This window comes from Streptomyces sp. NPDC050422 (assembly GCF_044458665.1).
Lineage (GTDB): Bacteria > Actinomycetota > Actinomycetes > Streptomycetales > Streptomycetaceae > Streptomyces.
On sequence record NZ_JBITIE010000018.1, the window covers coordinates 185,470 to 207,088 of the forward strand.

Below are 21,619 nucleotides of genomic sequence, written 5' to 3' on the forward strand. Positions count from 1 at the left end.
CGCCGGGCCTGTGGTGTGTCCCGGGGCGACGGACCCGCGCGGGCGGCGGTGAGGCAGCATGGGGGATGTACGGAGCGCGTACGTATCCGAGTGCGGGGAGACGCAGTGGACAAGCCGAAGGTCGTCCTGGGGGTCAGCGGGGGCATCGCCGCGTACAAGGCGTGCGAGCTGCTGCGCCGACTGACCGAGTCGGGACACGACGTACGGGTCGTCCCGACCGAGGCCTCGCTCCACTTCGTGGGCGCCGCCACATGGTCGGCACTCTCCGGTCACCCCGTCTCCACCGAGGTCTGGAACGACGTCCACGAGGTCCCGCACGTGCGGATCGGACAGCACGCCGACCTCGTCGTCGTCGCCCCCGCCACCGCCGACATGCTCGCCAAGGCGGCCCACGGCCTGGCCGACGACCTGCTCACCAACACCCTGCTCACCGCCCGCTGTCCGGTCGTCTTCGCGCCCGCCATGCACACGGAGATGTGGGAGCACCCGGCCACCCAGGAGAACGTCGCGACCCTGCGGCGCCGGGGCGCCGTCGTCATCGAGCCCGCCGTCGGGCGCCTCACCGGCGTCGACACCGGCAAGGGCCGGCTGCCCGACCCGGCGGAGATCTTCGAGGTCTGCCGCCGCGTCCTGGTTCGCGGCCCTCTCGCCCCCGACCTGACCGGCAGGCACGTGGTGATCAGCGCGGGCGGCACCCGTGAGCCGCTCGACCCGGTCCGCTACCTCGGCAACCGTTCCTCCGGCAAGCAGGGATACGCGCTCGCCCGCACCGCCGTCGCCCGCGGTGCCCGCGTCACGCTCGTCGAGGCCAACACCGGACTGCCCGATCCGTCCGGCGCCGACATCGTCCGCGTCGGCACCGCGGTGCAGTTGCGCGAGGCCGTGCTGAAGGCGGCGGCGGACGCCGACGTCGTGGTGATGGCGGCGGCGGTCGCCGACTTCCGTCCGGCCGAGTACGTGACGGGGAAGATCAAGAAGAAGGACGGCCAGGAGCCCGCCCCCCTCACCCTCGTACGCAATCCCGACATCCTCGCCGAGGTGGCGGCCGACCGCGCCGCGCCGGGACAGGTCGTCGTCGGATTCGCCGCCGAGACCGACAACGTCCTCGCCAACGGCCGGGAGAAGCTCCTGCGCAAGGGCTGCGACCTGCTCGTGGTCAACGAGGTGGGGGAGCGCAAGACCTTCGGCTCGGAGGAGAACGAGGCGGTGGTGCTTGCGGCCGACGGGAGCGAGACCCCGGTGCCCTACGGGCCGAAGGAAGCGCTCGCCGACACGGTCTGGGATCTCGTGTCGGCGCGTCTCGGGTGAATATCTCGTGTCGCCTTTCCGGCGGCCCGACCCCTTGCGGCACGGGCGGTGCGGGCGCAGGGGCGGAGTTTGCGGGCCTCCGGGTGGCGGTGCCGCATGTCACAGATCTCCCAAAGGGCGAGACACGTTGTCCGACAGCCGGAGCCGACCGATAAACTGGTCCAGGTTCGTACCGGGCGCAGCTCCCGGGCCGTCCGCCAAATGATCAGCCAGCAGCCGCTGCAACCCCAGGGAGCGATGTGTCCCGCCGTCTCTTCACCTCGGAGTCCGTCACCGAGGGTCACCCCGACAAGATCGCTGACCAGATCAGCGACACCATTCTCGATGCACTCCTGCGCGAGGACCCGACGTCGCGTGTCGCCGTCGAGACCTTGATCACCACAGGTCTGGTGCATGTTGCGGGTGAGGTCACGACCAAGGCCTACGCCCCGATCGCACAGTTGGTGCGCGACAAGATCCTGGAGATCGGCTACGACTCCTCCAAGAAGGGCTTCGACGGCGCCTCGTGCGGCGTCTCGGTGTCCATCGGCGCGCAGTCGCCCGACATCGCGCAGGGCGTCGACACCGCGTACGAGAAGCGTGTCGAAGGCGATGAGGACGAGCTCGACAAGCAGGGCGCCGGCGACCAGGGCCTGATGTTCGGCTACGCCTGCGACGAGACGCCCGAGCTGATGCCGCTGCCGATCCACCTCGCGCACCGGCTGTCGCGCCGGCTGTCCGAGGTCCGCAAGAACGGGACGATCCCGTACCTGCGTCCCGACGGCAAGACGCAGGTGACCATCGAGTACGACGGCGACAAGGCCGTCCGTCTCGACACGGTCGTCGTCTCCTCGCAGCACGCGAGCGACATCGACCTCGACTCGCTGCTCGCTCCCGACATCCGCGAGTTCGTCGTCGAGCACGTCCTGAACCAGCTGATCGAGGACGGCATCAAGCTCGACACCGACGGCTACCGCCTGCTGGTCAACCCGACCGGTCGTTTCGAGATCGGCGGCCCGATGGGCGACGCGGGTCTGACCGGCCGCAAGATCATCATCGACACCTACGGCGGCATGGCCCGTCACGGTGGCGGCGCCTTCTCGGGCAAGGACCCGTCGAAGGTGGACCGCTCGGCCGCATACGCGATGCGCTGGGTCGCCAAGAACGTCGTCGCGGCGGGCCTCGCGGCCCGGTGCGAGGTGCAGGTGGCGTACGCGATCGGCAAGGCCGAGCCGGTCGGTCTCTTCGTCGAGACCTTCGGCACCGCCTCGATCGAGACCGAGAAGATCGAGCACGCCATCGGCGAGGTCTTCGACCTCCGCCCGGCCGCGATCATCCGCGACCTCGACCTGCTGCGTCCGATCTACGCGCAGACCGCCGCGTACGGCCACTTCGGCCGTGAGCTCCCCGACTTCACGTGGGAGCGCACCGACCGCGTGGAAGCGCTGCGCAGGGCCGCGGGCCTGTAGGTCTGCCGGCCGCCCCTCCCGGGGCGTCGTACGTTCGCCGGAGCCCGGATGCCGTCACGGTGTCCGGGCTCCGGCGCGTTCGCGCCCGGGCGGGCAGGCCCGTCCACCCGGCCGCGGTTCATCGACGGCCTCGGCTGTCAGTGGTGTCTGGTAGGAATTTGGCTGTGAGCAGCGAAGACAAGCGGTCCGACGAGCCCGACGCCGGGGCACCGGAGCAGCTTGCGCTGATCCGGGAGACCGTGCGCCGGGCCGAGGTGCCGCGCGCCAAACCGCGGACCTGGCGTGGGTCCGCGCTCGCCAAGGAGCTTCCCGTCGCCCGTGTGCTGGTCAACAAGGGGGCGCTCCACCTCGATCAGTACTTCGACTACGCCGTGCCCGAGGAGCTCGACGCCCAGGCGCAGCCCGGTGTGCGGGTGCGGGTGCGCTTCGGGGCCGGGGGGCGCAACGTCCGGGGCGGGCGCCGCGAGGGCGGCGGACTCATCGACGGATTCCTGGTCGAGCGGCTTGCCGAGTCCGACTACAGCGGGGCGCTGGCCGCGCTCGCCTCCGTCGTCTCGCCCGAACCGGTCCTCGGTCCGGAGCTGCTCTCCCTCGCGCGCGCCGTCGCCGACCGGTACGCGGGCAGCCTCGCGGACGTCCTTCAGCTCGCGGTGCCGCCGAGGAACGCCCGGGCCGAGGCCAAGCCGTCGCCGGAGCCGCTGCCCCCGCCCCCGCCGCCGGAGCCCGGTACCTGGCAGCGGTACGCGCAGGGCCCGGCCTTCCTGTCCGCGCTGGCCGACGGAGGAGCGCCCCGAGCGGTGTGGACCGCGCTGCCGGGACCGCACTGGCCGCAGGAGATCGCCGCCGCCGTCGCCGCGACCCTCGCCTCGGGACGCGGCGCGCTGGTCGTCGTCCCCGACGGGCGGACCGCAGGGCGCGTCGACGCCGCCCTGACTGGACTGCTCGGCGAGGGCCGCCACGCCACTCTGACGGCAGGTTCGGGACCGGAGAAGCGCTACCGGGAGTGGCTCGCCGTGAGCCGCGGAGCCGTCCGGGCGGTCGTCGGGACCCGGGCTGCGATGTTCGCGCCCGTCGCCGATCTCGGCCTGGTCGCGATCTGGGACGACGGGGACTCCAGCCACAGCGATGACAACGCCCCCTTCCCGCACGTCCGAGAGGTCCTGGAGCTGCGGGCGGCGCACGGCCGGTGCGCCTTCCTGCTCGGCGGCACGAGCTGCACCGTGGAGGCCGCACAGCTGGTCGAGAGCGGCTGGGCGCTGCCGCTGCGCGCGGACCGGGAGCAGTTGCGGATCGCGGCGCCCCTGGTCCGCACCGTCGGAGACGGTGAACTCGCGCGGGACGGCGCCGCACGGCAGGCCCGGCTGCCGAGTCTGGCCTGGCAGACCGTGCGCGACGGGCTGCGTACCGGGCCGGTGCTGGTGCAGGTGCCGCGCCGCGGCTACGCCCCCCGGCTGGCCTGCGAGCGCTGCCGGGAGCCCGCACGGTGCCGGCACTGCGCCGGGCCGCTGGAGGCGCCCGACCAGCAGGACCTGAACTGCGCCTGGTGCGGGCGGGCCGAGACATCGTGGCACTGTGCCGCCTGCGGCGGCCGCCGTCTGCGGGCCCAGATCGTCGGCGCCCGCCGGACCGCGGAGGAGCTCGGCCGGGCCTTTCCCGCCGTGCCGGTACGGACCTCCGGCCGCGACCACATCCTGGACTCGGTGCCCGACCAGCCCGCGCTGGTGGTCAGCACCCCGGGCGCCGAGCCGGTGGCCGAGGGCGGATACGCGGCGGCGCTGCTGCTGGACGGTTGGGCGATGGTCGGCCGCCCCGACCTGCGGGCCGGTGAGGAGGCCCTGCGCCGCTGGACGGCCGCCGCCGCGCTGGTACGGGGGCAGCCGGAGGGCGGCACGGTGGTGATCGTTGCCGAGCCCACGCTACGGCCGGTGCAGGCCCTGGTCCGCTGGGACCCGGTCGGACACGCCCGGCGCGAGCTCGCGGACCGGGCCGAGCTGGGTTTTCCGCCGGTGTCCCGGATGGCGTCGGTGACGGGAACGGCCGAGGCGCTCGCCGCGTTCCTCGCCGCCGCGCAGCTGCCGCCGGACGCCCAGGTGCTCGGCCCCGTGCCGGTCGCGGGCGGCGAGCCCGGACGACCCCGCCGCCCCTCGGACGCGCCTGTCGGCGAGTCCTGGGAACGGGCCCTGATCAGGGTGCCACCGGGCAGCGGGGCGGCGCTGGCGGCCGCGCTGAAGGGGGCACAGGCCGCGCGGATGTCCCGGGGCGCGGGCGCCTCGGGCGCGGTGCGGATTCGGGTGGACCCGCCGGATATCGGCTGACGGTGGGCTGCGCCTGCCCTTGGTGCGGGGTTCTGGGGCGCGGGTTCTTGTCCTCAATCGCCGGACGGGCTTGGTGTGTGCGGGTGCTCCGCGTTGCGAGGCGCCTTACCCCGGTGGGTGGGGGTCCGGGGTCCCTCCGGGGCGTCTCCTCGGACGACGAACGTTCGGCGGGTACGCAGCGGACCCGGGTCGATGTTCGTCGTCCTGCGGGGACTCCCCTGCACGCCCCCGGACCCGGCCGCCGTGCGTCTGCGGCGGTCGTATGGCCGGTGTGCAGACGCAGGTGAGAGTGGGTGGGGGCGTGCAGGGGAGTCCCCGCAGAAAATGGCGTACGACCCGGGTACAGGTTCGTCGTCGGGTGCACACGCCATTTTTGAGGAGTCTCCCCGGAGGGCCCCCACCCCCACCCACCGGACGTGACGCGCACCCCGCGGGGGACCCGCACACAAGCCTGTCCGGCGATTGAGGACGGAACCCCGCGCCAAGGAACCCCGCACCCGGTCCCGGAGGGTCAGCCGTTGCGCGGGCCCGGGAAGGCACCCGGGCGCAGATCCTCGCGCAGTGGCGGACGCTCCGCCGACGGCTGCGGCGGCATCGTGCGCGCGGCCGGGACGGTGGGCAGGGCGGGAGCGGGGGACCCGGGTACCACCGGCACCGGACGCTGCGCCACGACCTCGGCCGAACCCTCGGCCGTCACCGGCTGGGGAGCGGCACGCCGTGCGCCGTAGCGGCGGTGGACGGCCTGCTTGGTGACTCCGAGCGCGGAGCCCACGGCGTCCCAGGAGAAGCCCAGCGAACGGTCGAAGTCCACCGCCGCCGTGACCAGGGTCTCGACGCTGTCCCGCAGTTCCTGCGCCAGCCTGACGGTGGGGGCCGGGGCCCTGCCGTAGACGACGAAGCCCGCGGAAGGGCCGGAGCGGCGCGGACGGTAGACGTTGCCCAGTTGGGCGGTGAGTGTGCGCAGCGCGTCCACCTGCCGCCGAACCCGCTCGATGTCCCGCACCAGAAGATGCAGGCTGGCCCGCGCTTGGGCGTCGTGGGTTGCGTGGTCGGCCATGAAGAAGCCTCTCGAACCGGCGTTGAAAGGGATCGGGCCGCACCAGGGCGGCTCGCTTCGGTCAATCTCTCTTGACCAACGCTTCACCGGGGGATCTGGTCACGCTCAGGGGGCGCATATGCATATACAAGGGGCGCGCGAGCGTGCGTACGCCCCCCAGCGCCCTCCCGGCCTCCGGGACCATAGACTTGTGCGTTGCTCGTCACCGTAACGTTTCGGCCTGAGAGGCAGTCAGCCACCCATGAAGCTCGTCTTCGCAGGCACCCCCGAGGTAGCCGTACCCGCACTGGACGCCCTGATCGCCTCCGGCCGTCATGACGTGGCCGCCGTCGTGACCAGGCCCGACGCGCCCGCCGGGCGCGGCCGCCGGCTGGTGGCCAGTCCGGTCGCACAGCGGGCGGAGGAGGCCGGCATCGAGGTGCTCAAGCCGGCCAGGCCGCGGGACGAGGACTTCCTGGCCCGGCTCCGGGAGATCGCGCCGGACTGCTGCCCCGTCGTCGCTTACGGGGCACTGCTGCCCAAGGCGGCACTCGACGTCCCCGCGCGCGGCTGGGTCAACCTTCACTTCTCGCTGCTGCCCGCATGGCGCGGCGCCGCGCCCGTCCAGCACTCCGTCATGGCGGGCGACGAGGTGACGGGGGCGTCCACCTTCCTCATCGAGGAGGGGCTCGACTCCGGACCGGTCTACGGCGTCCTCACCGAAGAGGTGCGGCCCACCGACACCAGCGGTGATCTGCTGACCCGGCTGGCCTTCGCCGGCGCCGGGCTGCTCGCCGCGACGATGGACGGCATCGAGGACGGCACCCTGCACGCCGTGCCGCAGCCCGCCGAGGGGATCACCCTCGCACCGAAGATCAGCGTCGAGGACGCGCGGATCCAGTGGTCGGCGCCCGCGCTGCGCGTCGACCGGGTGGTCCGCGGCTGCACCCCCGCCCCCGGGGCGTGGACCCTCTTCCGCGGGGAGCGCCTCAAGCTGATCCAGGCCGTGCCCGTCGTGGACCGGGCCGATCTGGCGCCCGGCGAGCTCGCTGTGGCCAAGAACAACGTGTACGTGGGCACCGGATCGCACGCGATCGAGCTGCTCTGGGTCCAGCCGCAGGGCAAGAAGCCGATGCGTGCCGCGGACTGGGCGCGTGGGGTGCGCATCGTCCCCGGCGAGCTCGTGGGCAGCTGACGGCCCGCGCGGACCGGCGGGCCGGGCCGGGGACGTAGGCTGGGACGGTTCGCCCCCTCACCATCAGCGGAGCACCTTTCACGTGAACGACCAGCCGCGTCGCCGTCCCGCCAAGCCGCACCGCCGTCCGCAGAAGGACGCGGTCCGGTTCCTCGCCTTCGAGGCCCTCAGGGCCGTCGACGAACGCGACGCGTACGCCAACCTCGCCCTCCCCCCGCTGCTGAAGAAGGCCAGGGCCAAGGGCGACTTCGACAACCGGGACGCGGCGCTCGCGACCGAGCTGGTCTACGGGACGCTGCGCCGCCAGGGGACGTACGACGCGATCGTCGCGGCCTGCATCGACCGGCCGCTGCGCGAGGTCGACCCGCCCGTCCTGGACGTCCTGAACATGGGTGTGCACCAGCTGCTCGGCACCCGCATCCCGACCCACGCCGCCGTCTCCGCGAGCGTGGAGCTGGCCCGGGTGGTGCTCGGCGAGGGGCGTGCCAAGTTCGTCAACGCCGTCCTGCGCAAGGTGTCGGCCGACGACCTCGACGGCTGGGTGGCGCGGGTCGCCCCCTCCTACGAGGACGACGCCGAGGACCACCTCGCGATCGTGCACTCGCATCCGCGATGGGTCGTCTCGGCGCTCTGGGACGCGCTGGGCGGCGGCCGCGCGGGGATCGAGGACCTGCTCGAAGCCGACAACGAGCGGCCCGAGGTCACCCTGGTCGCCCGCCCCGGGCGCTCCACCACCGAGGAACTTCTCGACGCCCTCGGCGAGGAGAACGGCCTCCCGGGCCGCTGGTCCCCCTACGCCGTGCGGATGGCCGAGGGCGGCGAGCCCGGCGCCCTGACCGCCGTGCAGGAAGGCAGGGCCGGTGTCCAGGACGAGGGCAGTCAGCTCGTCGCCGCCGCTCTCGCCAACGCCCCGCTGGAAGGCAGCGACACCCGCTGGCTCGACGGCTGCGCCGGCCCCGGGGGCAAGGCCGCCCTGCTGGCCGCCCTCGCCGCCGGCCGGGGCGCCGCCCTGCTGGCCGCCGAGAAGCAACCGCACCGGGCCCGCCTCGTCGAGCGCTCGCTGGCCGGCAACCCCGGCCCGTACCAGGTGATCACCGCAGACGGCACCCGCCCGCCGTGGCTGCCCGACACCTTCGACCGGATCCTGATGGACGTCCCGTGCTCGGGCCTCGGCGCGCTGCGCCGCCGGCCGGAGGCCCGCTGGCGCCGCCGCAAGGAGGACCTGGAGAGCTTCGCGCCTCTCCAGCGCGGACTGCTGCGCGAGGCGCTGAAGGCCGTCCGGATCGGCGGCGTCGTCGGATACGCGACGTGCTCGCCGCACCTGGCGGAGACCCGGGTGGTCGTCGAGGACGTACTCAAGGGCCACGGCGGCGCCCCTGTCGAGGCCGAGTGGGTGGACGCCCGGCCGCTGATGCCCGGGGTACCCGCCCTGGGTGACGGGCCGGACGTCCAGCTCTGGCCGCACCTGCACGGTACGGACGCGATGTACCTGGCGCTGCTGCGGCGAACCGCCTGATCGCCCCGGGGGACCTGGGCCGGGGGCGAAAAAGCCGGGAATGTGCGAACTGTAATGATCCCGTGAGGCTTTGGAGCGCACCGAAGCGGGGAACTGCCCCGGAACATGGCAGGCTTGGCCCCATGGCCCAGATCAACCCCAGCATTCTTTCCGCCGACTTCGCACGTCTCGCCGAGGAGGCGCAGGCCGTCGAAGGTGCCGACTGGCTCCATGTCGATGTCATGGACAACCACTTCGTGCCCAATCTGACGCTCGGCGTCCCGATCGTGGAATCGCTCAGCAGGGCCACCAGCACGCCGCTGGACTGCCATCTGATGATCGAGGACGCGGACCGCTGGGCCCCGCAGTACGTCGAGGCGGGGGCGGGATCCGTCACCTTCCACGCGGAGGCCGCGGCGGCCCCCGTCCGGCTCGCGCGGGAGATCCGGGCCAAGGGCGCCCGCGCATCCATGGCGCTCAGGCCGGCGACGCCCATCGAGCCGTACGAGGATCTGCTCCCCGAGCTCGACATGCTGCTGATCATGACGGTGGAACCGGGATTCGGGGGCCAGGCCTTCCTCGACATCATGCTGCCGAAGATCCGCCGCACCCGTGACCTGATCTCCAGGCACGGCCTCGAACTGTGGCTCCAGGTCGACGGCGGCGTCTCCGAGTCCACGATCGAACGGTGCGCGGAGGCCGGGGCGGACGTCTTCGTCGCGGGTTCCGCCGTGTACGGCGCCAAGGACCCGGCCGATGCCGTCCGGGCCCTGCGCGCCAAGGCCGACGGGGCCATCGCCTCGGCGGGTTGGGCGTGCGGCCACTGACGCCGATGACGGCGCAGGCACCCCCTCCGGCCCCCGATTGCAGGTCGGCCGGGCCAAGTGCAGATGAACGCGGTCCGACGGGACCGATCAAGGATCGCCGTATCTGACAGGATGAACGGCGTATCGAGAGCGTGAACAGCAGTGAGGAGAACGCGGTGTCTGCAATGTCGGCGGGCCGGTCCGCCCTGCGGATGGGGCCCGCGGAGCTGGTGCAGGCGGCGGCCATGGCCCGCCGCTTCTACCTCGAGGGCAAATCCAAGATCCAGATCGCCGAGGAGTTCGGCGTCAGCCGCTTCAAGGTGGCCCGGGTCCTGGAGACGGCTCTGGAACGTGACCTCGTACGGATCGAGATCCGCGTCCCCGCGGAGCTGGACGCCGAGCGCTCCGACGCGCTCCGTGCCCGCTACGGGCTGCGCCACGCGGTCGTCGTCGAATCCCCGGCCGAGGAGCAGGACGACGCCGCCGACCCGGAGAACCTGGGCGAGGTCGCGGCCGACCTGCTCGGCGAACTGGTGAACGAGGGCGATGTGCTCGGGCTCGCCTGGGGGCGGTCCACCATCCACATGGCAGCGGCCCTGGACCGGCTGCCGCCGTGCACGGTCGTGCAGCTCACCGGGGTGTACGACGCGGGAACGGCCGAGCGCGGCTCGGTCGAGGCCGTGCGGCGGGCCGCGCAGGTGTCCGGCGGCGAGGCCCACCCGATCTATGCCCCGATGCTGCTCCCCGACCCGGCGACGGCCGCCGCGCTGCGCCACCAGACGGGGATCGCCCGCGCCTTCGAGTACTTCGACAAGGTGACGGTCGCGGCCGTCTCCATCGGTTCCTGGGAACCCGGGATCTCCACCGTCCACGACATGCTCTCCGACGAGGAGCGTGAGCACTACGCCTCGCTCGGCGTCGCCGCCGAGATGTCGGCCCACCTCTTCGACTCGGACGGGCGGCGGGTCGGCCGGGACCTGGGCGAGCGCTGCATCACGGTCGAGGCGGACCGGCTGCGCCGGATCCCCGAGGTGGTGGCGATCGCCGGCGGGCAGCGCAAGGCCGCGGCGATCGGAGCCGTACTGCGGTCCGGCCTCGTCACCAGCCTGGTGACGGACACCGCGGCGGCCGACTACCTGCTGACGGACTCGGCCGCGCCGCGCCGGCCCGCACTGGAGCGTGCCGACCCTGACGGGGAGTGAGCCCGGAGGGTGACGGAAGGGGGGGGGGGGGGGTGGTGCACCCCCCCCCCCCCCCCCGCCCCCCCCCCCCCCCCCCGGCCGTGCCCGGTCAGTCCTGCCCGACGCCCAGGACCGTGGCCTCCAGATACTGCTCGGGCTCCTTGTACTGGCTGACGTCGGCCGGGTTGTAGCGCGGCGTCTGCCGGGACCAGTCGAGGTTCCCGCGCATCCAGCTCCGCATCCCGTCCAGATACGGCTCCAGCATCCAGGTGAGCTGCGGGTGAGCGGCCAGCAGCTCGGCCTCCGCGGTGCGGAAGCGTTCGGTCTCCGTGGCTATCTCCGCGCAGACGTGTTCCAGCGCCTGCTCCTTGCCGAAACCGCGATGGTGGCGGACGAGGTGGACGAGGTTGTGGATCTCGCCGAGCACCTGTTCCTTCTCGTACGAGTACACGTCGTTGGCCCAGCACACGACGTTGCACGAGGCTTCGAGCGCGGTGATGAAGCGTGGGTCGTTATGGATCGACTCGGGCGCCTCTATGCCGGCCACGATCTCTATCAGGTCCATGCAGACGTGTATCGCGCCCGTGTGGCGGCGCTTCTCGATGTACGTCGCCTCGGACGGGACCACGCCGTCCGCACGGTTCCCGGCCTCCCAGGTGGTGGCCGTCGTGAGATAGGTGATCAGGTGCCAGGCGAAGCGCGCCCGCCAGTGGGCCGCGGCGGCCGGTGTCGTGCGTTCCCACAGGTCGGTGAGGGCGACGACCGCGGCCGGCAGCCGCTCGTTCGCCAGGGCGCCTGTGCCGGTGCCCTCCACCACGGACTGCATCAGCGCGACGACGTCGCGTACGCGGTCCGGACTGCGGCCCAGGTGTCCGTCGTCCAGTTGGTCGTCGACGAGAAACAGCCAGACGAACCAGTCGGCGACAAGGTCCAGGTTCTCGCGGCCGGCGGTCGGATAGACCATGCCGACGAAGGCTCCGAAGTCCGCCTGCTCGAAGCGATCCCTGGCTGAATCCCGGTGTACCAGGCCGGTGTTGCGGGTCCAGCTGTCGAGGTGCTCCCGTACGTGCCCGACGTGCGGGTTCGTCCGCTGGGGGAACGGGCAGTAGATGTCCGGCAGTTCGTGCTCCACGGGCGGGTCGTCATCCTCTCCGGTCGTACGTGTGGCGGGAGTTGCAGACGCACCGCCTTGATGCTCCGGGGTGTCTGGTGACCCGCGGGACCTGCGCGTTTGAAGCTACCTGACCCCAAGTCACCAGGTCCAGAGACGGTGATCACGAATGATTCCGGCGCCCCTCGGGTAAGGTCTGCGGGCAAGGCAGGTTCCACTTGCCCGGGACTCCCGATCCTGTTCCTTGGAGGAACACACGAAGGCGGGAGTCATTTGCTGTGTCTTCGTGGAAGCGACCTGCGCCATTTCGTATGAAAAAATGAGTGTTATGCGTTTTCTTGAGCCCGGCACCGGTCGATACACAGAGTCCCCCTCCGTCCCGTACGACCTCACGTACGACGACGTCTTCATGGTTCCGGGCAGGTCGGCGGTCGGATCCCGCCAGGGGGTCGACCTCTCCTCGCCCGACGGCACCGGCACCACCATCCCGCTCGTCGTCGCGAACATGACGGCCATCGCGGGCCGCCGGATGGCCGAAACCATCGCCCGTCGGGGTGGGATCGTCGTCATTCCGCAGGACATCCCGATCGAGGTCGTCACCGAGGTCATCAGCTGGGTGAAAACGCGCCACCTCGTGCTCGACACCCCCATCGTGCTGACCCCCGGCCAGACGGTGGCCGACGCCCTGTCCCTGCTGCCCAAGCGCGCCCACGGTGCCGGGGTCGTCGTCGACGACGAGCGGCGTCCCGTCGGTGTGGTCACCGACCACGATCTGACCGGCGTCGACCGTTTCACGCAGCTCTCCGAGGTCATGTCGAAGGACCTGGTGCTGCTCGACGCGGACATCGACCCGCGCGACGCCTTCAACAAGCTGGACGGCGCCAACCGCAAGCTCGCCCCCGCGGTCGACGCGGACGGCCGGCTCGTCGGCATCCTCACCCGTAAGGCCGCACTGCGCGCCACTCTCTACACGCCCGCCACCGACGCGGCGGGCAGGCTGCGGATCGCAGCCGCCGTCGGGATCAACGGCGACGTGGCGGGCAAGGCCAAGCAGCTCCTCGACGCCGGCGCCGACACCCTCGTCGTCGACACCGCGCACGGCCATCAGGAGTCCATGATCAGCGCCGTACGCGCCGTCCGGGCGCTGGATCCGCAGGTGCCGATCGTCGCCGGCAACATCGTCGCCGCCGAGGGGGTGCGCGACCTCATCGAGGCCGGCGCGGACATCATCAAGGTCGGTGTCGGGCCCGGCGCCATGTGCACCACCCGGATGATGACCGGAGTGGGCCGGCCGCAGTTCTCCGCCGTCCTGGAGTGTGCCGCCGAGGCGAAGAAGTACGGCAAGCACGTGTGGGCCGACGGCGGCGTCCGCCACCCGCGCGACGTGGCCATGGCACTCGCCGCCGGCGCCTCCAACGTGATGATCGGCTCCTGGTTCGCCGGGACGTACGAGTCGCCCGGCGACCTCCAGCAGTCCGCCGACGGCCGCTTCTACAAGGAGTCCTTCGGCATGGCGTCCGCGCGCGCCGTGAAGAACCGTACGTCCGACGAGTCGGCGTACGACCGGGCACGCAAGGCGCTGTTCGAGGAGGGCATCTCCACCTCGCGGATGTTCCTGGACCCGTCCCGTCCCGGCGTCGAGGACCTGGTCGACTCGATCATCGCGGGCGTCCGTTCCTCCTGCACCTACGCCGGTGCGGGCTCCCTCGCGGAGTTCGCCGAGAAGGCGGTCGTCGGTGTGCAGAGCGCCGCCGGATACGCGGAGGGCAAGCCGCTGCACGCCAGCTGGAGCTGATCCCGCACCCTCGCACCGACCGTGCCCCTTCCGGCTGTTCGCAGCCGGGAGGGGCACGGGTGTTTTCCGGGCAGCGGAGGCCGGGACATGGCCGGAAACGACACATGGGGCGGGCTGAGATCCATACCAACTCTGTTGAAAAATAAGTAATATGAATCCCACTCAGCTGCCCGCCACTCTGCGGTAAGGGATCTCATGTCCTTCTTCACTGACCTGGCCCATCAGTACATCGACGGCGAGTGGAGGCCGGGCAAGGGGTCCTGGGACATCATCGACTTCAACCCGTTCGACGGGGAGAAGCTCGCCTCCATCACGGTCGCCACGGCCGAGGAGGTGGACCAGGCCTACCGCGCGGCCGAGACCGCCCAGCAGGCGTGGGCGGACACCAACCCGTACGCCCGGCGTGCGGTGCTGGAGAAGGCCCTGCGGGTCGTCGAGGAGCGCGAGGACGAGATCGGTGACGCGATCGTCGCCGAGCTTGGCGGCACCCGCCTGAAGGCGGCCTTCGAACTGCACCTGGCCAAGGAGTTCCTGCGCGAGGCGATCCAGCTCGCGCTGCGTTCCACCGGGCAGATCCTGCCCTCGCCCACCCCGGGCAAGGAGAATCGCGTCTACCGGGTGCCGGTCGGCGTGGTCGGAGTCATCAGCCCCTTCAACTTCCCGTTCCTGCTGTCCCTGAAGTCCGTGGCTCCGGCCCTGGCGCTGGGCAACGCCGTGGTGCTCAAGCCGCACCAGAACACGCCGGTCTGCGGCGGCACCCTGGTGGCCAAGGTGTTCGAGGACGCCGGGCTGCCGGCCGGTCTGCTGAACGTCGTCGTCACCGACATCGCGGAGATCGGTGACGCACTGCTGGAGCACCCCATACCGCAGGTCATCTCCTTCACCGGCTCCGACAAGGTCGGACGGCACGTGGCGACGGTGTGCGCGGCGAACCTCAAGCGCTCCGTGCTCGAACTCGGCGGCAACAGCGCGTTGATCGTGCTCGACGACGCCGATGTCGACTACGCCGTCGACGCGGCCGTGTTCAGCCGGTATGTGCACCAGGGGCAGGTCTGCATGGCCGCCAACCGGATCCTCGTCGACCGCGCGGTGGAGCAGGAGTTCACCGAGAAGTTCGTCGCGAAGGTCGCCTCCCTGCGCGTCGGCGACCCGGCCGACCCGGCGACCCAGATCGGCCCGCTGATCAACTCGACCCAGGCCGAGGCCATCTCCACCCTCGTCGACCAGACCGTCGAGGCCGGCGCGACGGCGCTGCTGCACGGACGGGCCGAGGGGAACGTCGTCAGCCCCTCCGTCCTCACCGGGCTGGCGCCCGATTCCCCCGTGCTCTCCCAGGAGATCTTCGGCCCGGTCGCCCTCCTCGTGCCGTTCGACGGCGAGGACGAAGCCGTCCGGATCGCCAACGACACCCCGTACGGGCTGAGCGGCGCCGTACACACCGCCAACATCGAGCGCGGCGTCCGGATCGGGCAGCGCATCCGTACCGGCATGATCCACATCAACGACGGCACCGTCCACGACGAGCCCATCGTCCCCTTCGGCGGCGAGAAGAACTCCGGGCTCGGACGGCTGAACGGGGACTCCATGCTGGAGGCATTCACCACCCAGAAGTGGATCTCCGTCCAGCACGGACGCTCGCAGTTCCCCTTCTGAGCCCTTCCATCCGGCGCCACCTGCGCTGAGCGCGCCCTGCCGGGCGGGCACGTGGTCTACTTCCGGGGGCGGCACCGCCGCCCCCGGAACAGCCGTGCCCCGGCCGCCCCAAGGCCCTCGCCATCGCAGAGAAGTGACCCGTACGACGTGCGACTGAACGACCTCGACGAACGCATCGTCCACGCGCTGGCCGAAGACGCCCGCCGCTCCTACGCCGACATCGGCTCGATCATCGGGCTCTCCGCACCCGCGGTGAAACGCCGCGTGGACCGGCTGCGGGCCGAGGGCGCGATCACGGGGTTCACCGTCCGGGTGGATCCGGCGGCGCTCGGCTGGGAGACCGAGGGGTACATCGAGATCTACTGCAGCCGCAACACCTCACCCGAGTCCATCAAGCAGGGGCTCGCCCGCTACCCGGAGGTCGCCTCGGCGTCCACGGTCACGGGGGACGCCGACGCGCTCGTCCAGGTGTTCGCGGCGGACATGCGCCACTTCGAGCAGGTGCTGGAGCGGATCGCGGGCGAACCGTACGTCGAGCGGACGAAATCCGTGCTGGTGCTTTCGCCGCTGTTGCGGCGGTACTCGTCGGGGTCGCCGGGGTAGAACCCGAGCGTCGCGCAACGAATCGCCGCACCCCACCGATCCCGCGCAACGGATCGACGGTAGGTGCGCAACGGTCGCGCCTTGTCCGGGGGGAATCGCGGAACGTACCGTCAGTACGTCCCCTCCCACCCGTATCGTCCGAGGTCAGCCATGCCGCCGTTGCGCACCGCCCTGCTCCAGAGCTCCGGATGCCCGGGCTCGGTGGCCCGGAACATCGAGGCGCTGGAGAGCGCCGCCACGCGCGCCGCGGCGGCCGGCGCCCGGCTGCTCGTCTGCCCCGAGATGTTCCTGACCGGGTACGCGATCGGGGACGAGGTGCCCCACCTGGCCGAGGCCGCCGACGGACCCGCGGCCCGAGCCGTCGCCGGGATCGCCGAAAGGCACAGGATCGCCGTCCACTACGGCTACCCCGAACGCGACGGCGAGGTCCTGTACAACGCCGCGCAGCTCATCGGGCCCGACGGGACCGCCCTCGCCAACTACCGCAAGACCCATCTCTTCGGCGACTTCGAGGAGAAGTGGTTCACCCCGGGTGACCGGCCGGTCGTCCAGGCCGAGCTCGACGGCATCCGCATCGGCCTCCTGATCTGCTACGACGTCGAGTTCCCGGAGAACGTACGGGCGCACGCCCTCGCCGGCACCGATCTGCTGCTGGTACCGACCGCGCTGATGCACCCCTACCCGTTCGTCGCGGAGTCCGTCGTCCCGGTCCGCGCCTTCGAGAACCAGCTCTACGTCGCCTACGCCAACCGGACCGGCACTGAGGGCCCCTTCGAGTTTGTCGGCCTGAGCGGCCTCGCCGGCCCCGACGGCACGGTCCGCGCCCGCGCCGGACGGGGCGAGGAACTCGTCATCGGCGATGTCGACCCCGGCCTCCTGACCGCTTCCCGGGCGGGCAACCCCTACCTCCGCGACCGCCGCCCCGGCCTGTACGGCTCCCTCGTCTGAGTACGCCGCCCCGCTCACCCCACCTGTTTCCCGCAAGGAGTCCGTACCTCATGACGTCCACGGTGCCCCCGGCCGTCCCGCACACCGACGCAGCCCCGCCGATCACCATGTTCGGGCCGGACTTCCCCTACGCGTACGACGACTTCCTCGCGCACCCCGCCGGCATCGGGCAGATACCGGCGACCGAGCACGGCAGCGAGGTGGCCGTCATCGGCGGCGGGCTCTCCGGCATCGTCACCGCCTACGAGCTGATGAAGATGGGGCTCAAGCCCGTCGTCTACGAGGCGGACCGCATCGGCGGACGGCTGCGCACCGTCGAGTTCGACGGCTGCACCACGGACGGCGAACCGCTCACCGCCGAGATGGGCGCGATGCGCTTCCCGCCGTCCTCGACCGCGCTTCAGCACTACATCGACCTGGTCGGACTGGAGACGAAGCCCTTCCCCAACCCGCTCTCCCCGGTCACCCCCTCGACGGTCGTCGACCTGAAGGGCGAGTCGCACTACGCCCGCACCATCGACGACCTCCCGCAGGTCTACCGCGATGTCATGGACGCCTGGAACGCCTGTCTGGAGGAGGGCGCCGACTTCTCCGACATGAACCGGGCGATGCGCGAGCGCGACGTGCCGAGGATCCGGGAGATCTGGGCCCGGCTCGTCGAGAAGCTCGACAACCAGACCTTCTACGGCTTCCTCTGCGACTCCGACGCCTTCAAGTCGTTCCGCCACCGCGAGATCTTCGGCCAGGTCGGCTTCGGCACCGGCGGCTGGGACACCGACTTCCCCAACTCCATCCTGGAGATCCTCCGCGTCGTCTACACCGAGGCGGACGACCACCACCGCTCCATCGTCGGCGGCAGCCAGCAGCTTCCGCTGCGCCTGTGGGAACGCGAACCGCAGAAGATCGTCCACTGGCCGCTCGGCACCTCGCTGGCCTCCCTGCACGACGGCGAGCCGCGCGGAGCGGTGACCCGGCTGAACCGCACCGCCGGGAATCGGATCACCGTCACCGACGCCACCGGCGACATCCGTACCTTCCGGGCGGCCGTCTTCACCGGACAGTCCTGGCTGCTGCTCTCCAAGATCGCCTGCGACGACTCGCTCTTCCCGATCGACCACTGGACGGCGATGGAGCGCACCCACTACATGGAGTCCTCCAAGCTGTTCGTCCCCGTCGACCGGCCGTTCTGGCTGGACGAGGACGAGACCACCGGGCGCGATGCCATGTCGATGACGCTGACCGACCGGATGACGCGGGGCACGTACCTCCTCGACGACGGCCCGGACCGGCCGGCGAGCATCTGCCTCTCGTACACCTGGTGCGACGACAGTCTGAAGTGGCTGCCGCTGTCCGCGACCGAGCGCATGGACGTCATGCTGAAGTCGCTCGGCGAGATCTATCCGAACGTGGACATCCGGGGGCACATCATCGGCAACCCGGTGACGGTGTCCTGGGAGAACGAGCCGTACTTCATGGGCGCGTTCAAGGCGAACCTGCCCGGCCACTACCGCTACCAGCGGCGGCTGTTCACCCACTTCATGCAGGACCGGCTGCCCGCCGACAAGCGGGGGCTGTTCCTGGCGGGCGACGACATCTCCTGGACCGCCGGCTGGGCCGAGGGAGCCGTGCAGACCGCGCTGAACGCCGTCTGGGGCGTGATGACCCAGTTCGGCGGTGCGACCGACGGCACCAACCCCGGCCCCGGCGACCTCTTCGACGAGATCGCCCCGGTCGAACTCCCGGAGGACTGAGACCGGTTACGCGGGCCGGCAGGCGCTGCGCTGCCGGCCCAGACCCGAGATCTCCACCTCCATCACATCGCCCGGCCCCAGGTACGGGAAGCGTCCGGACAGGGCCACGCCCTGCGGCGTACCGGTGTTGATGATGTCGCCGGGCTCCAGCACGAGGTACTGCGACAGGTGGTGCACCAGGTGCGCCACGCTGAAGATCATGTCCGCGGTGGAGGAGTCCTGGCGGGGCTCACCGTTGACGAAGCTGCGCAGCCGCAACTGCTGCGGATCGCCCGCCTCGTCGGCCGTCACCAGGACCGGGCCCAGTGGGTTGAAGGTCGCGCAGCTCTTGCCCTTGGACCACTGACCGCCCGACTCCTCCAGCTGGAAGGCCCGCTCGGACACGTCGTTGCTGACCGCGTAGCCGGCGATGTGGGCGGCGGCGTCGGCGGGGGAGTCCAGATAGGAGGCGCGGCGGCCGATCACGACCGCCAGCTCCACCTCCCAGTCGGTCTTCTTCGAACCGCGCGGAATGAGGACGTCGTCGTACGGTCCGACCACCGTGTTCGGCGACTTGTAGAAGAGGATCGGCTGCTCCGGCGGTTCGGATCCGGACTCGGCGGCATGGGCCGCGTAGTTCTGCCCGATGCACAGGAGCGCGGAGGGCCGGGCGACCGGGGCGCCGACGCGCTGCCCGGTGATGTCGATTTCCGGGAGCTTCGGCTCGGCGGGGATCAGGTGCGGTTGGTCGGCCAGCGCGGTGAGGAAGGCGCCGTCGATGTCATCGGTGATGCCTGACAGGTCGTAGTGGCGGCCCTCGGGGCAGACGGCGACCGGGCGCTCATGGCCCGGCTCGCCGATGCGCATCAGTCGCATGGCGGTGGAATCTCCTGACGGGTACGGGTGGGGCAGGGCGTTCGGGTTCAGTGCAGACGGGTGAGGGCTTCGGCGGTGACGGCGTGGACCGGCGGACGTCCGGCGAGCAGCCGCACCACCTCGTTGACGGCGCTGGTGCCCAGCCGCTGCCGGCACTCGACGCTCCCCGCCGCCTGGTGCGGGGTGAGCAGCACGTTCGGCAGCGCGCGGAAGGGGTGGTCCACCGGCAGCGGCTCGGCGTCGAAGACGTCGATCGCCGCGTCGAGCCGGCCCGTGGCCAGTTCGGCGAGGAGCGCGTCCTCGTCGACGAGCCACGACCGGGCGGTGTTCACGAGGCCCGCCCCGTCCGGCATCAGCGCCAGCTGCGCGGCGCCGATCATCCTGTGGGTCTCCTCGGTGACCGGGGCGTGCACGGCCACGATCCGGCTGTGCGAGAGCAGCGTCTCCAGCGATACGGGCGTCACGCCGAGCGAGGCGGCCTCGACCTCGGAGAGGAACGGGTCGGTGACACTCACCCGCGCCCCCATCGCCTGCACCAGCCGGATGTAGGCGCGGCCGGTGCGCGACGCGCCGATCACCCCGATCTCGCTGCCGTGGATCTCGTGGCGCGGCGGCGCCTGGCTCGCCGCCGACCACCCCAGCCCGCCGCGCAGCGCATGGTCGAAGCGATGGATGCGGTGGAGCAGCGACAGCGTGAAGGCGAGCGCCACCTCGGCGACCGGGCGGGCCATCTCGTCTCCGGCCTGGGTGACCAGGATGCCGCGCCGGAACACGTCCTCGGTGACATAGGGGGCGACCGCCGAACCGGTGTGCGCCACCAGCTCCAGCCGGTCCGCGTGGGCCAGCAGTTCCGCGTCCACCTTCGGCGCCCGCCAGGCGGTGATCAGCGCGCGGGCCCCGGGCAGCGCGGCCGCGACCGCCGCCCGGTCGGAGTGCTCGTCGATGACGGTGAGTTCGGCCGCCCGCTCCAGCTCCTGCCACACCTCGGCGGTGAAGAACTGGGCGCGCAGGCCCGGTGGTACGGCGACGACGACCCGTGAGGAGCGGTCGGCGGGTTCAGGAGAGCCAGGCATCGAGGTGCTCCGCAACGAAGGCGTCATCGGTCAGCCAAGGGTAGGACTCGGCGACCCGGGTGATCTCGTCGGACTGTCCGGGGGAGAGCGTCTCGGCCGGGTCCAGGCAGCGGATGTTCGCCAACAGGCCCTGGCGGCGCAGTACTTCGTGCACCCCGGCGATGCAGCCCCGGAAGGCGCCGCGGACGTCGAAGACCGCACTGTTGGCGTCGGTGAGCTCGGAGCGGCGGGCCAGGCAGCGGACCATCGCCGCGTGGTCCCCGGCACGGGCCCGGCGGACATCGTCGAGCAGCGTCACGGCCGAACCCGTCCACACCGCCCACTGGCCGAGCAGCCCGCCCGCGAACCAGCGCGGGGTGCCCGCGGCCGTCTCGTACGGCGTGAGCAGATCGCCGATGATGTCGTCGTCGTTGCCCGTGTACAGCGCCACCTCGTCGGCCCGGTCCGCGGCGGCCACCGCCCGGACGACATCGGCGGTGCGGTACCGGTCGAACGGGGCGATCTTCACGGCGACCGTGTGCGGCAGGTCGGTGAACGCCGACCAGAAGCCGGGCGACAAGTACCGCCCGCCGACGGCCTCCTGGAGGTAGAAGCCGATCACGGGAAGCACCTCGCCGACCGCCCGCGCCCGCTCCAGCAGCCCCTTCTCGTCCGCTCCGGGCACGGCCGGGCTGAGCAGCACCGCGTCGTAGCCGAGCGCGGCGGCCGTCTCGGCCTCGGCGACCGCCTGAGCGGTGTAGCCGCAGGCACCGGCGACCTTCACGAACGGGCGGCCGGCCTCGGCGTCGATCGTCGCGGCGGCGAGCTCCAGCACGGGCCGGAACAGGCCCACCTCCCGCTCGCGGATCTCGAACTGGGTGGTGTGCACGGCGACGGCCGCGCCGCCGGCGCCCGAGGCCAGGTAGTACCGGGTCAGCGCCCGCTGACGGCGCTCGTCGAACGTGCCGTCCGCGTGCAGCGCGAGCGGATGGGCGGGGATGGCCGCGCCCTGGGCGAGCAGGTCCAGTGCGGGTGTGGACAGGAGGGAGGGAGTGGACATGGAGTGG

At 71.7% G+C, this 21,619-nt stretch carries 17 protein-coding genes; 12 read left to right on the plus strand and 5 right to left on the minus strand.

The annotated features are described in order from the left end of the window. The first annotated feature begins 105 nt into the window (after window positions 1-105). From coaBC to ACIBJG_RS27885, 3 genes are all read left to right on the plus strand, one after another. Window positions 106-1,308 (plus strand): bifunctional phosphopantothenoylcysteine decarboxylase/phosphopantothenate--cysteine ligase CoaBC, encoded by a 1,203-nt coding sequence (gene coaBC / locus ACIBJG_RS27875; protein ID WP_399311448.1) that lies wholly within the window; start codon window positions 106-108, stop codon window positions 1,306-1,308. Between the two features lie 239 nt (window positions 1,309-1,547). After that, complete coding sequence (metK, locus tag ACIBJG_RS27880; RefSeq protein WP_399311450.1) at window positions 1,548-2,756, plus strand: methionine adenosyltransferase; 1,209 nt, start codon at window positions 1,548-1,550, stop codon at window positions 2,754-2,756. 164 nt (window positions 2,757-2,920) lie between these two features. Continuing rightward, entirely contained in the window at window positions 2,921-5,071 is a 2,151-nt protein-coding gene (locus ACIBJG_RS27885) for a primosomal protein N' (RefSeq protein ID WP_399311452.1), read from the plus strand. 511 nt (window positions 5,072-5,582) lie between these two features. On the opposite strand, the gene ACIBJG_RS27890 is transcribed toward ACIBJG_RS27885, so the two are convergent. Beyond that, window positions 5,583-6,128: a hypothetical protein gene (locus ACIBJG_RS27890; protein WP_399311454.1), complete on the minus strand. Its 546-nt coding sequence runs from the start codon at window positions 6,126-6,128 to the stop codon at window positions 5,583-5,585. A gap of 241 nt (window positions 6,129-6,369) precedes the next feature. Between ACIBJG_RS27890 and fmt the strand changes: the two genes are divergently transcribed. The 4 genes from fmt to ACIBJG_RS27910 all read left to right on the plus strand — a co-directional run bounded on the left by fmt (window position 6,370) and on the right by ACIBJG_RS27910 (window position 10,805). Then, complete coding sequence (gene fmt, locus ACIBJG_RS27895) at window positions 6,370-7,302, plus strand: methionyl-tRNA formyltransferase (RefSeq protein WP_399311456.1); 933 nt, start codon at window positions 6,370-6,372, stop codon at window positions 7,300-7,302. A gap of 82 nt (window positions 7,303-7,384) precedes the next feature. Further along, complete coding sequence (locus tag ACIBJG_RS27900; protein WP_399311458.1) at window positions 7,385-8,818, plus strand: RsmB/NOP family class I SAM-dependent RNA methyltransferase; 1,434 nt, start codon at window positions 7,385-7,387, stop codon at window positions 8,816-8,818. A gap of 122 nt (window positions 8,819-8,940) precedes the next feature. After that, the gene (rpe, locus tag ACIBJG_RS27905) at window positions 8,941-9,624 is read left to right on the plus strand and encodes a ribulose-phosphate 3-epimerase (RefSeq protein WP_399311461.1); all 684 of its coding nucleotides are present in this window, start codon (window positions 8,941-8,943) and stop codon (window positions 9,622-9,624) included. Window positions 9,625-9,788: 164 nt separating this feature from the next. Then, window positions 9,789-10,805 (plus strand): sugar-binding domain-containing protein, encoded by a 1,017-nt coding sequence (locus ACIBJG_RS27910; protein ID WP_326666780.1) that lies wholly within the window; start codon window positions 9,789-9,791, stop codon window positions 10,803-10,805. Window positions 10,806-10,893: 88 nt separating this feature from the next. Here the strand turns inward: ACIBJG_RS27910 and ACIBJG_RS27915 are convergent, their stop codons facing one another. Next, window positions 10,894-11,916 carry a terpene cyclase gene (locus tag ACIBJG_RS27915; RefSeq protein ID WP_399311462.1) on the minus strand — a complete coding sequence of 341 codons (1,023 nt, stop codon included), beginning with the start codon at window positions 11,914-11,916 and terminating at the stop codon, window positions 10,894-10,896. Between the two features lie 307 nt (window positions 11,917-12,223). Between ACIBJG_RS27915 and ACIBJG_RS27920 the strand changes: the two genes are divergently transcribed. The 5 genes from ACIBJG_RS27920 to ACIBJG_RS27940 all read left to right on the plus strand — a co-directional run bounded on the left by ACIBJG_RS27920 (window position 12,224) and on the right by ACIBJG_RS27940 (window position 18,645). Continuing rightward, the gene (locus ACIBJG_RS27920) at window positions 12,224-13,690 is read left to right on the plus strand and encodes a GuaB1 family IMP dehydrogenase-related protein (protein WP_399311464.1); all 1,467 of its coding nucleotides are present in this window, start codon (window positions 12,224-12,226) and stop codon (window positions 13,688-13,690) included. Between the two features lie 195 nt (window positions 13,691-13,885). After that, window positions 13,886-15,343: an aldehyde dehydrogenase family protein gene (locus tag ACIBJG_RS27925; protein WP_399311465.1), complete on the plus strand. Its 1,458-nt coding sequence runs from the start codon at window positions 13,886-13,888 to the stop codon at window positions 15,341-15,343. Window positions 15,344-15,490: 147 nt separating this feature from the next. Then, window positions 15,491-15,946 (plus strand): Lrp/AsnC family transcriptional regulator, encoded by a 456-nt coding sequence (locus ACIBJG_RS27930; protein ID WP_018103925.1) that lies wholly within the window; start codon window positions 15,491-15,493, stop codon window positions 15,944-15,946. A gap of 150 nt (window positions 15,947-16,096) precedes the next feature. Next, window positions 16,097-16,894: a carbon-nitrogen hydrolase family protein gene (locus ACIBJG_RS27935; protein ID WP_399311468.1), complete on the plus strand. Its 798-nt coding sequence runs from the start codon at window positions 16,097-16,099 to the stop codon at window positions 16,892-16,894. A gap of 50 nt (window positions 16,895-16,944) precedes the next feature. After that, a complete protein-coding gene (locus ACIBJG_RS27940; protein ID WP_399311469.1) occupies window positions 16,945-18,645 on the plus strand; it encodes a flavin monoamine oxidase family protein in 1,701 nt (566 codons plus the stop codon). 6 nt (window positions 18,646-18,651) lie between these two features. Here ACIBJG_RS27940 and ACIBJG_RS27945 read toward each other — a convergent pair whose 3' ends face one another. The 3 genes from ACIBJG_RS27945 to ACIBJG_RS27955 are packed head-to-tail and all read right to left on the minus strand — an operon-like array spanning window position 18,652 to window position 21,612. Continuing rightward, the gene (locus tag ACIBJG_RS27945; RefSeq protein ID WP_399311470.1) at window positions 18,652-19,500 is read right to left on the minus strand and encodes a fumarylacetoacetate hydrolase family protein; all 849 of its coding nucleotides are present in this window, start codon (window positions 19,498-19,500) and stop codon (window positions 18,652-18,654) included. A gap of 47 nt (window positions 19,501-19,547) precedes the next feature. Beyond that, window positions 19,548-20,573 carry a hydroxyacid dehydrogenase gene (locus ACIBJG_RS27950; protein WP_399311472.1) on the minus strand — a complete coding sequence of 342 codons (1,026 nt, stop codon included), beginning with the start codon at window positions 20,571-20,573 and terminating at the stop codon, window positions 19,548-19,550. Beyond that, a complete protein-coding gene (locus tag ACIBJG_RS27955; protein ID WP_399311474.1) occupies window positions 20,557-21,612 on the minus strand; it encodes a dihydrodipicolinate synthase family protein in 1,056 nt (351 codons plus the stop codon). Before ACIBJG_RS27955 ends, ACIBJG_RS27950 begins: the two co-directional genes overlap by 17 nt. Window positions 21,613-21,619 lie beyond the last annotated feature (7 nt).

What these genes read in the sequence shown, in the direction of transcription:
- ACIBJG_RS27890 (WP_399311454.1), bottom strand. Translation starts at nt 6,128, where the DNA reads ATGGCCGACCACGCAACCCACGACGCCCAAGCGCGGGCCAGCCTGCAT.
- fmt (WP_399311456.1), top strand. Translation starts at nt 6,370, where the DNA reads ATGAAGCTCGTCTTCGCAGGCACCCCCGAGGTAGCCGTACCCGCACTG.
- rpe (WP_399311461.1), top strand. Translation starts at nt 8,941, where the DNA reads ATGGCCCAGATCAACCCCAGCATTCTTTCCGCCGACTTCGCACGTCTC.
- ACIBJG_RS27910 (WP_326666780.1), top strand. Translation starts at nt 9,789, where the DNA reads ATGTCGGCGGGCCGGTCCGCCCTGCGGATGGGGCCCGCGGAGCTGGTG.
- ACIBJG_RS27920 (WP_399311464.1), top strand. Translation starts at nt 12,224, where the DNA reads ATGCGTTTTCTTGAGCCCGGCACCGGTCGATACACAGAGTCCCCCTCC.
- ACIBJG_RS27925 (WP_399311465.1), top strand. Translation starts at nt 13,886, where the DNA reads ATGTCCTTCTTCACTGACCTGGCCCATCAGTACATCGACGGCGAGTGG.
- ACIBJG_RS27935 (WP_399311468.1), top strand. Translation starts at nt 16,097, where the DNA reads ATGCCGCCGTTGCGCACCGCCCTGCTCCAGAGCTCCGGATGCCCGGGC.
- ACIBJG_RS27940 (WP_399311469.1), top strand. Translation starts at nt 16,945, where the DNA reads ATGACGTCCACGGTGCCCCCGGCCGTCCCGCACACCGACGCAGCCCCG.
- ACIBJG_RS27945 (WP_399311470.1), bottom strand. Translation starts at nt 19,500, where the DNA reads ATGCGACTGATGCGCATCGGCGAGCCGGGCCATGAGCGCCCGGTCGCC.
- ACIBJG_RS27950 (WP_399311472.1), bottom strand. Translation starts at nt 20,573, where the DNA reads ATGCCTGGCTCTCCTGAACCCGCCGACCGCTCCTCACGGGTCGTCGTC.
- ACIBJG_RS27955 (WP_399311474.1), bottom strand. Translation starts at nt 21,612, where the DNA reads ATGTCCACTCCCTCCCTCCTGTCCACACCCGCACTGGACCTGCTCGCC.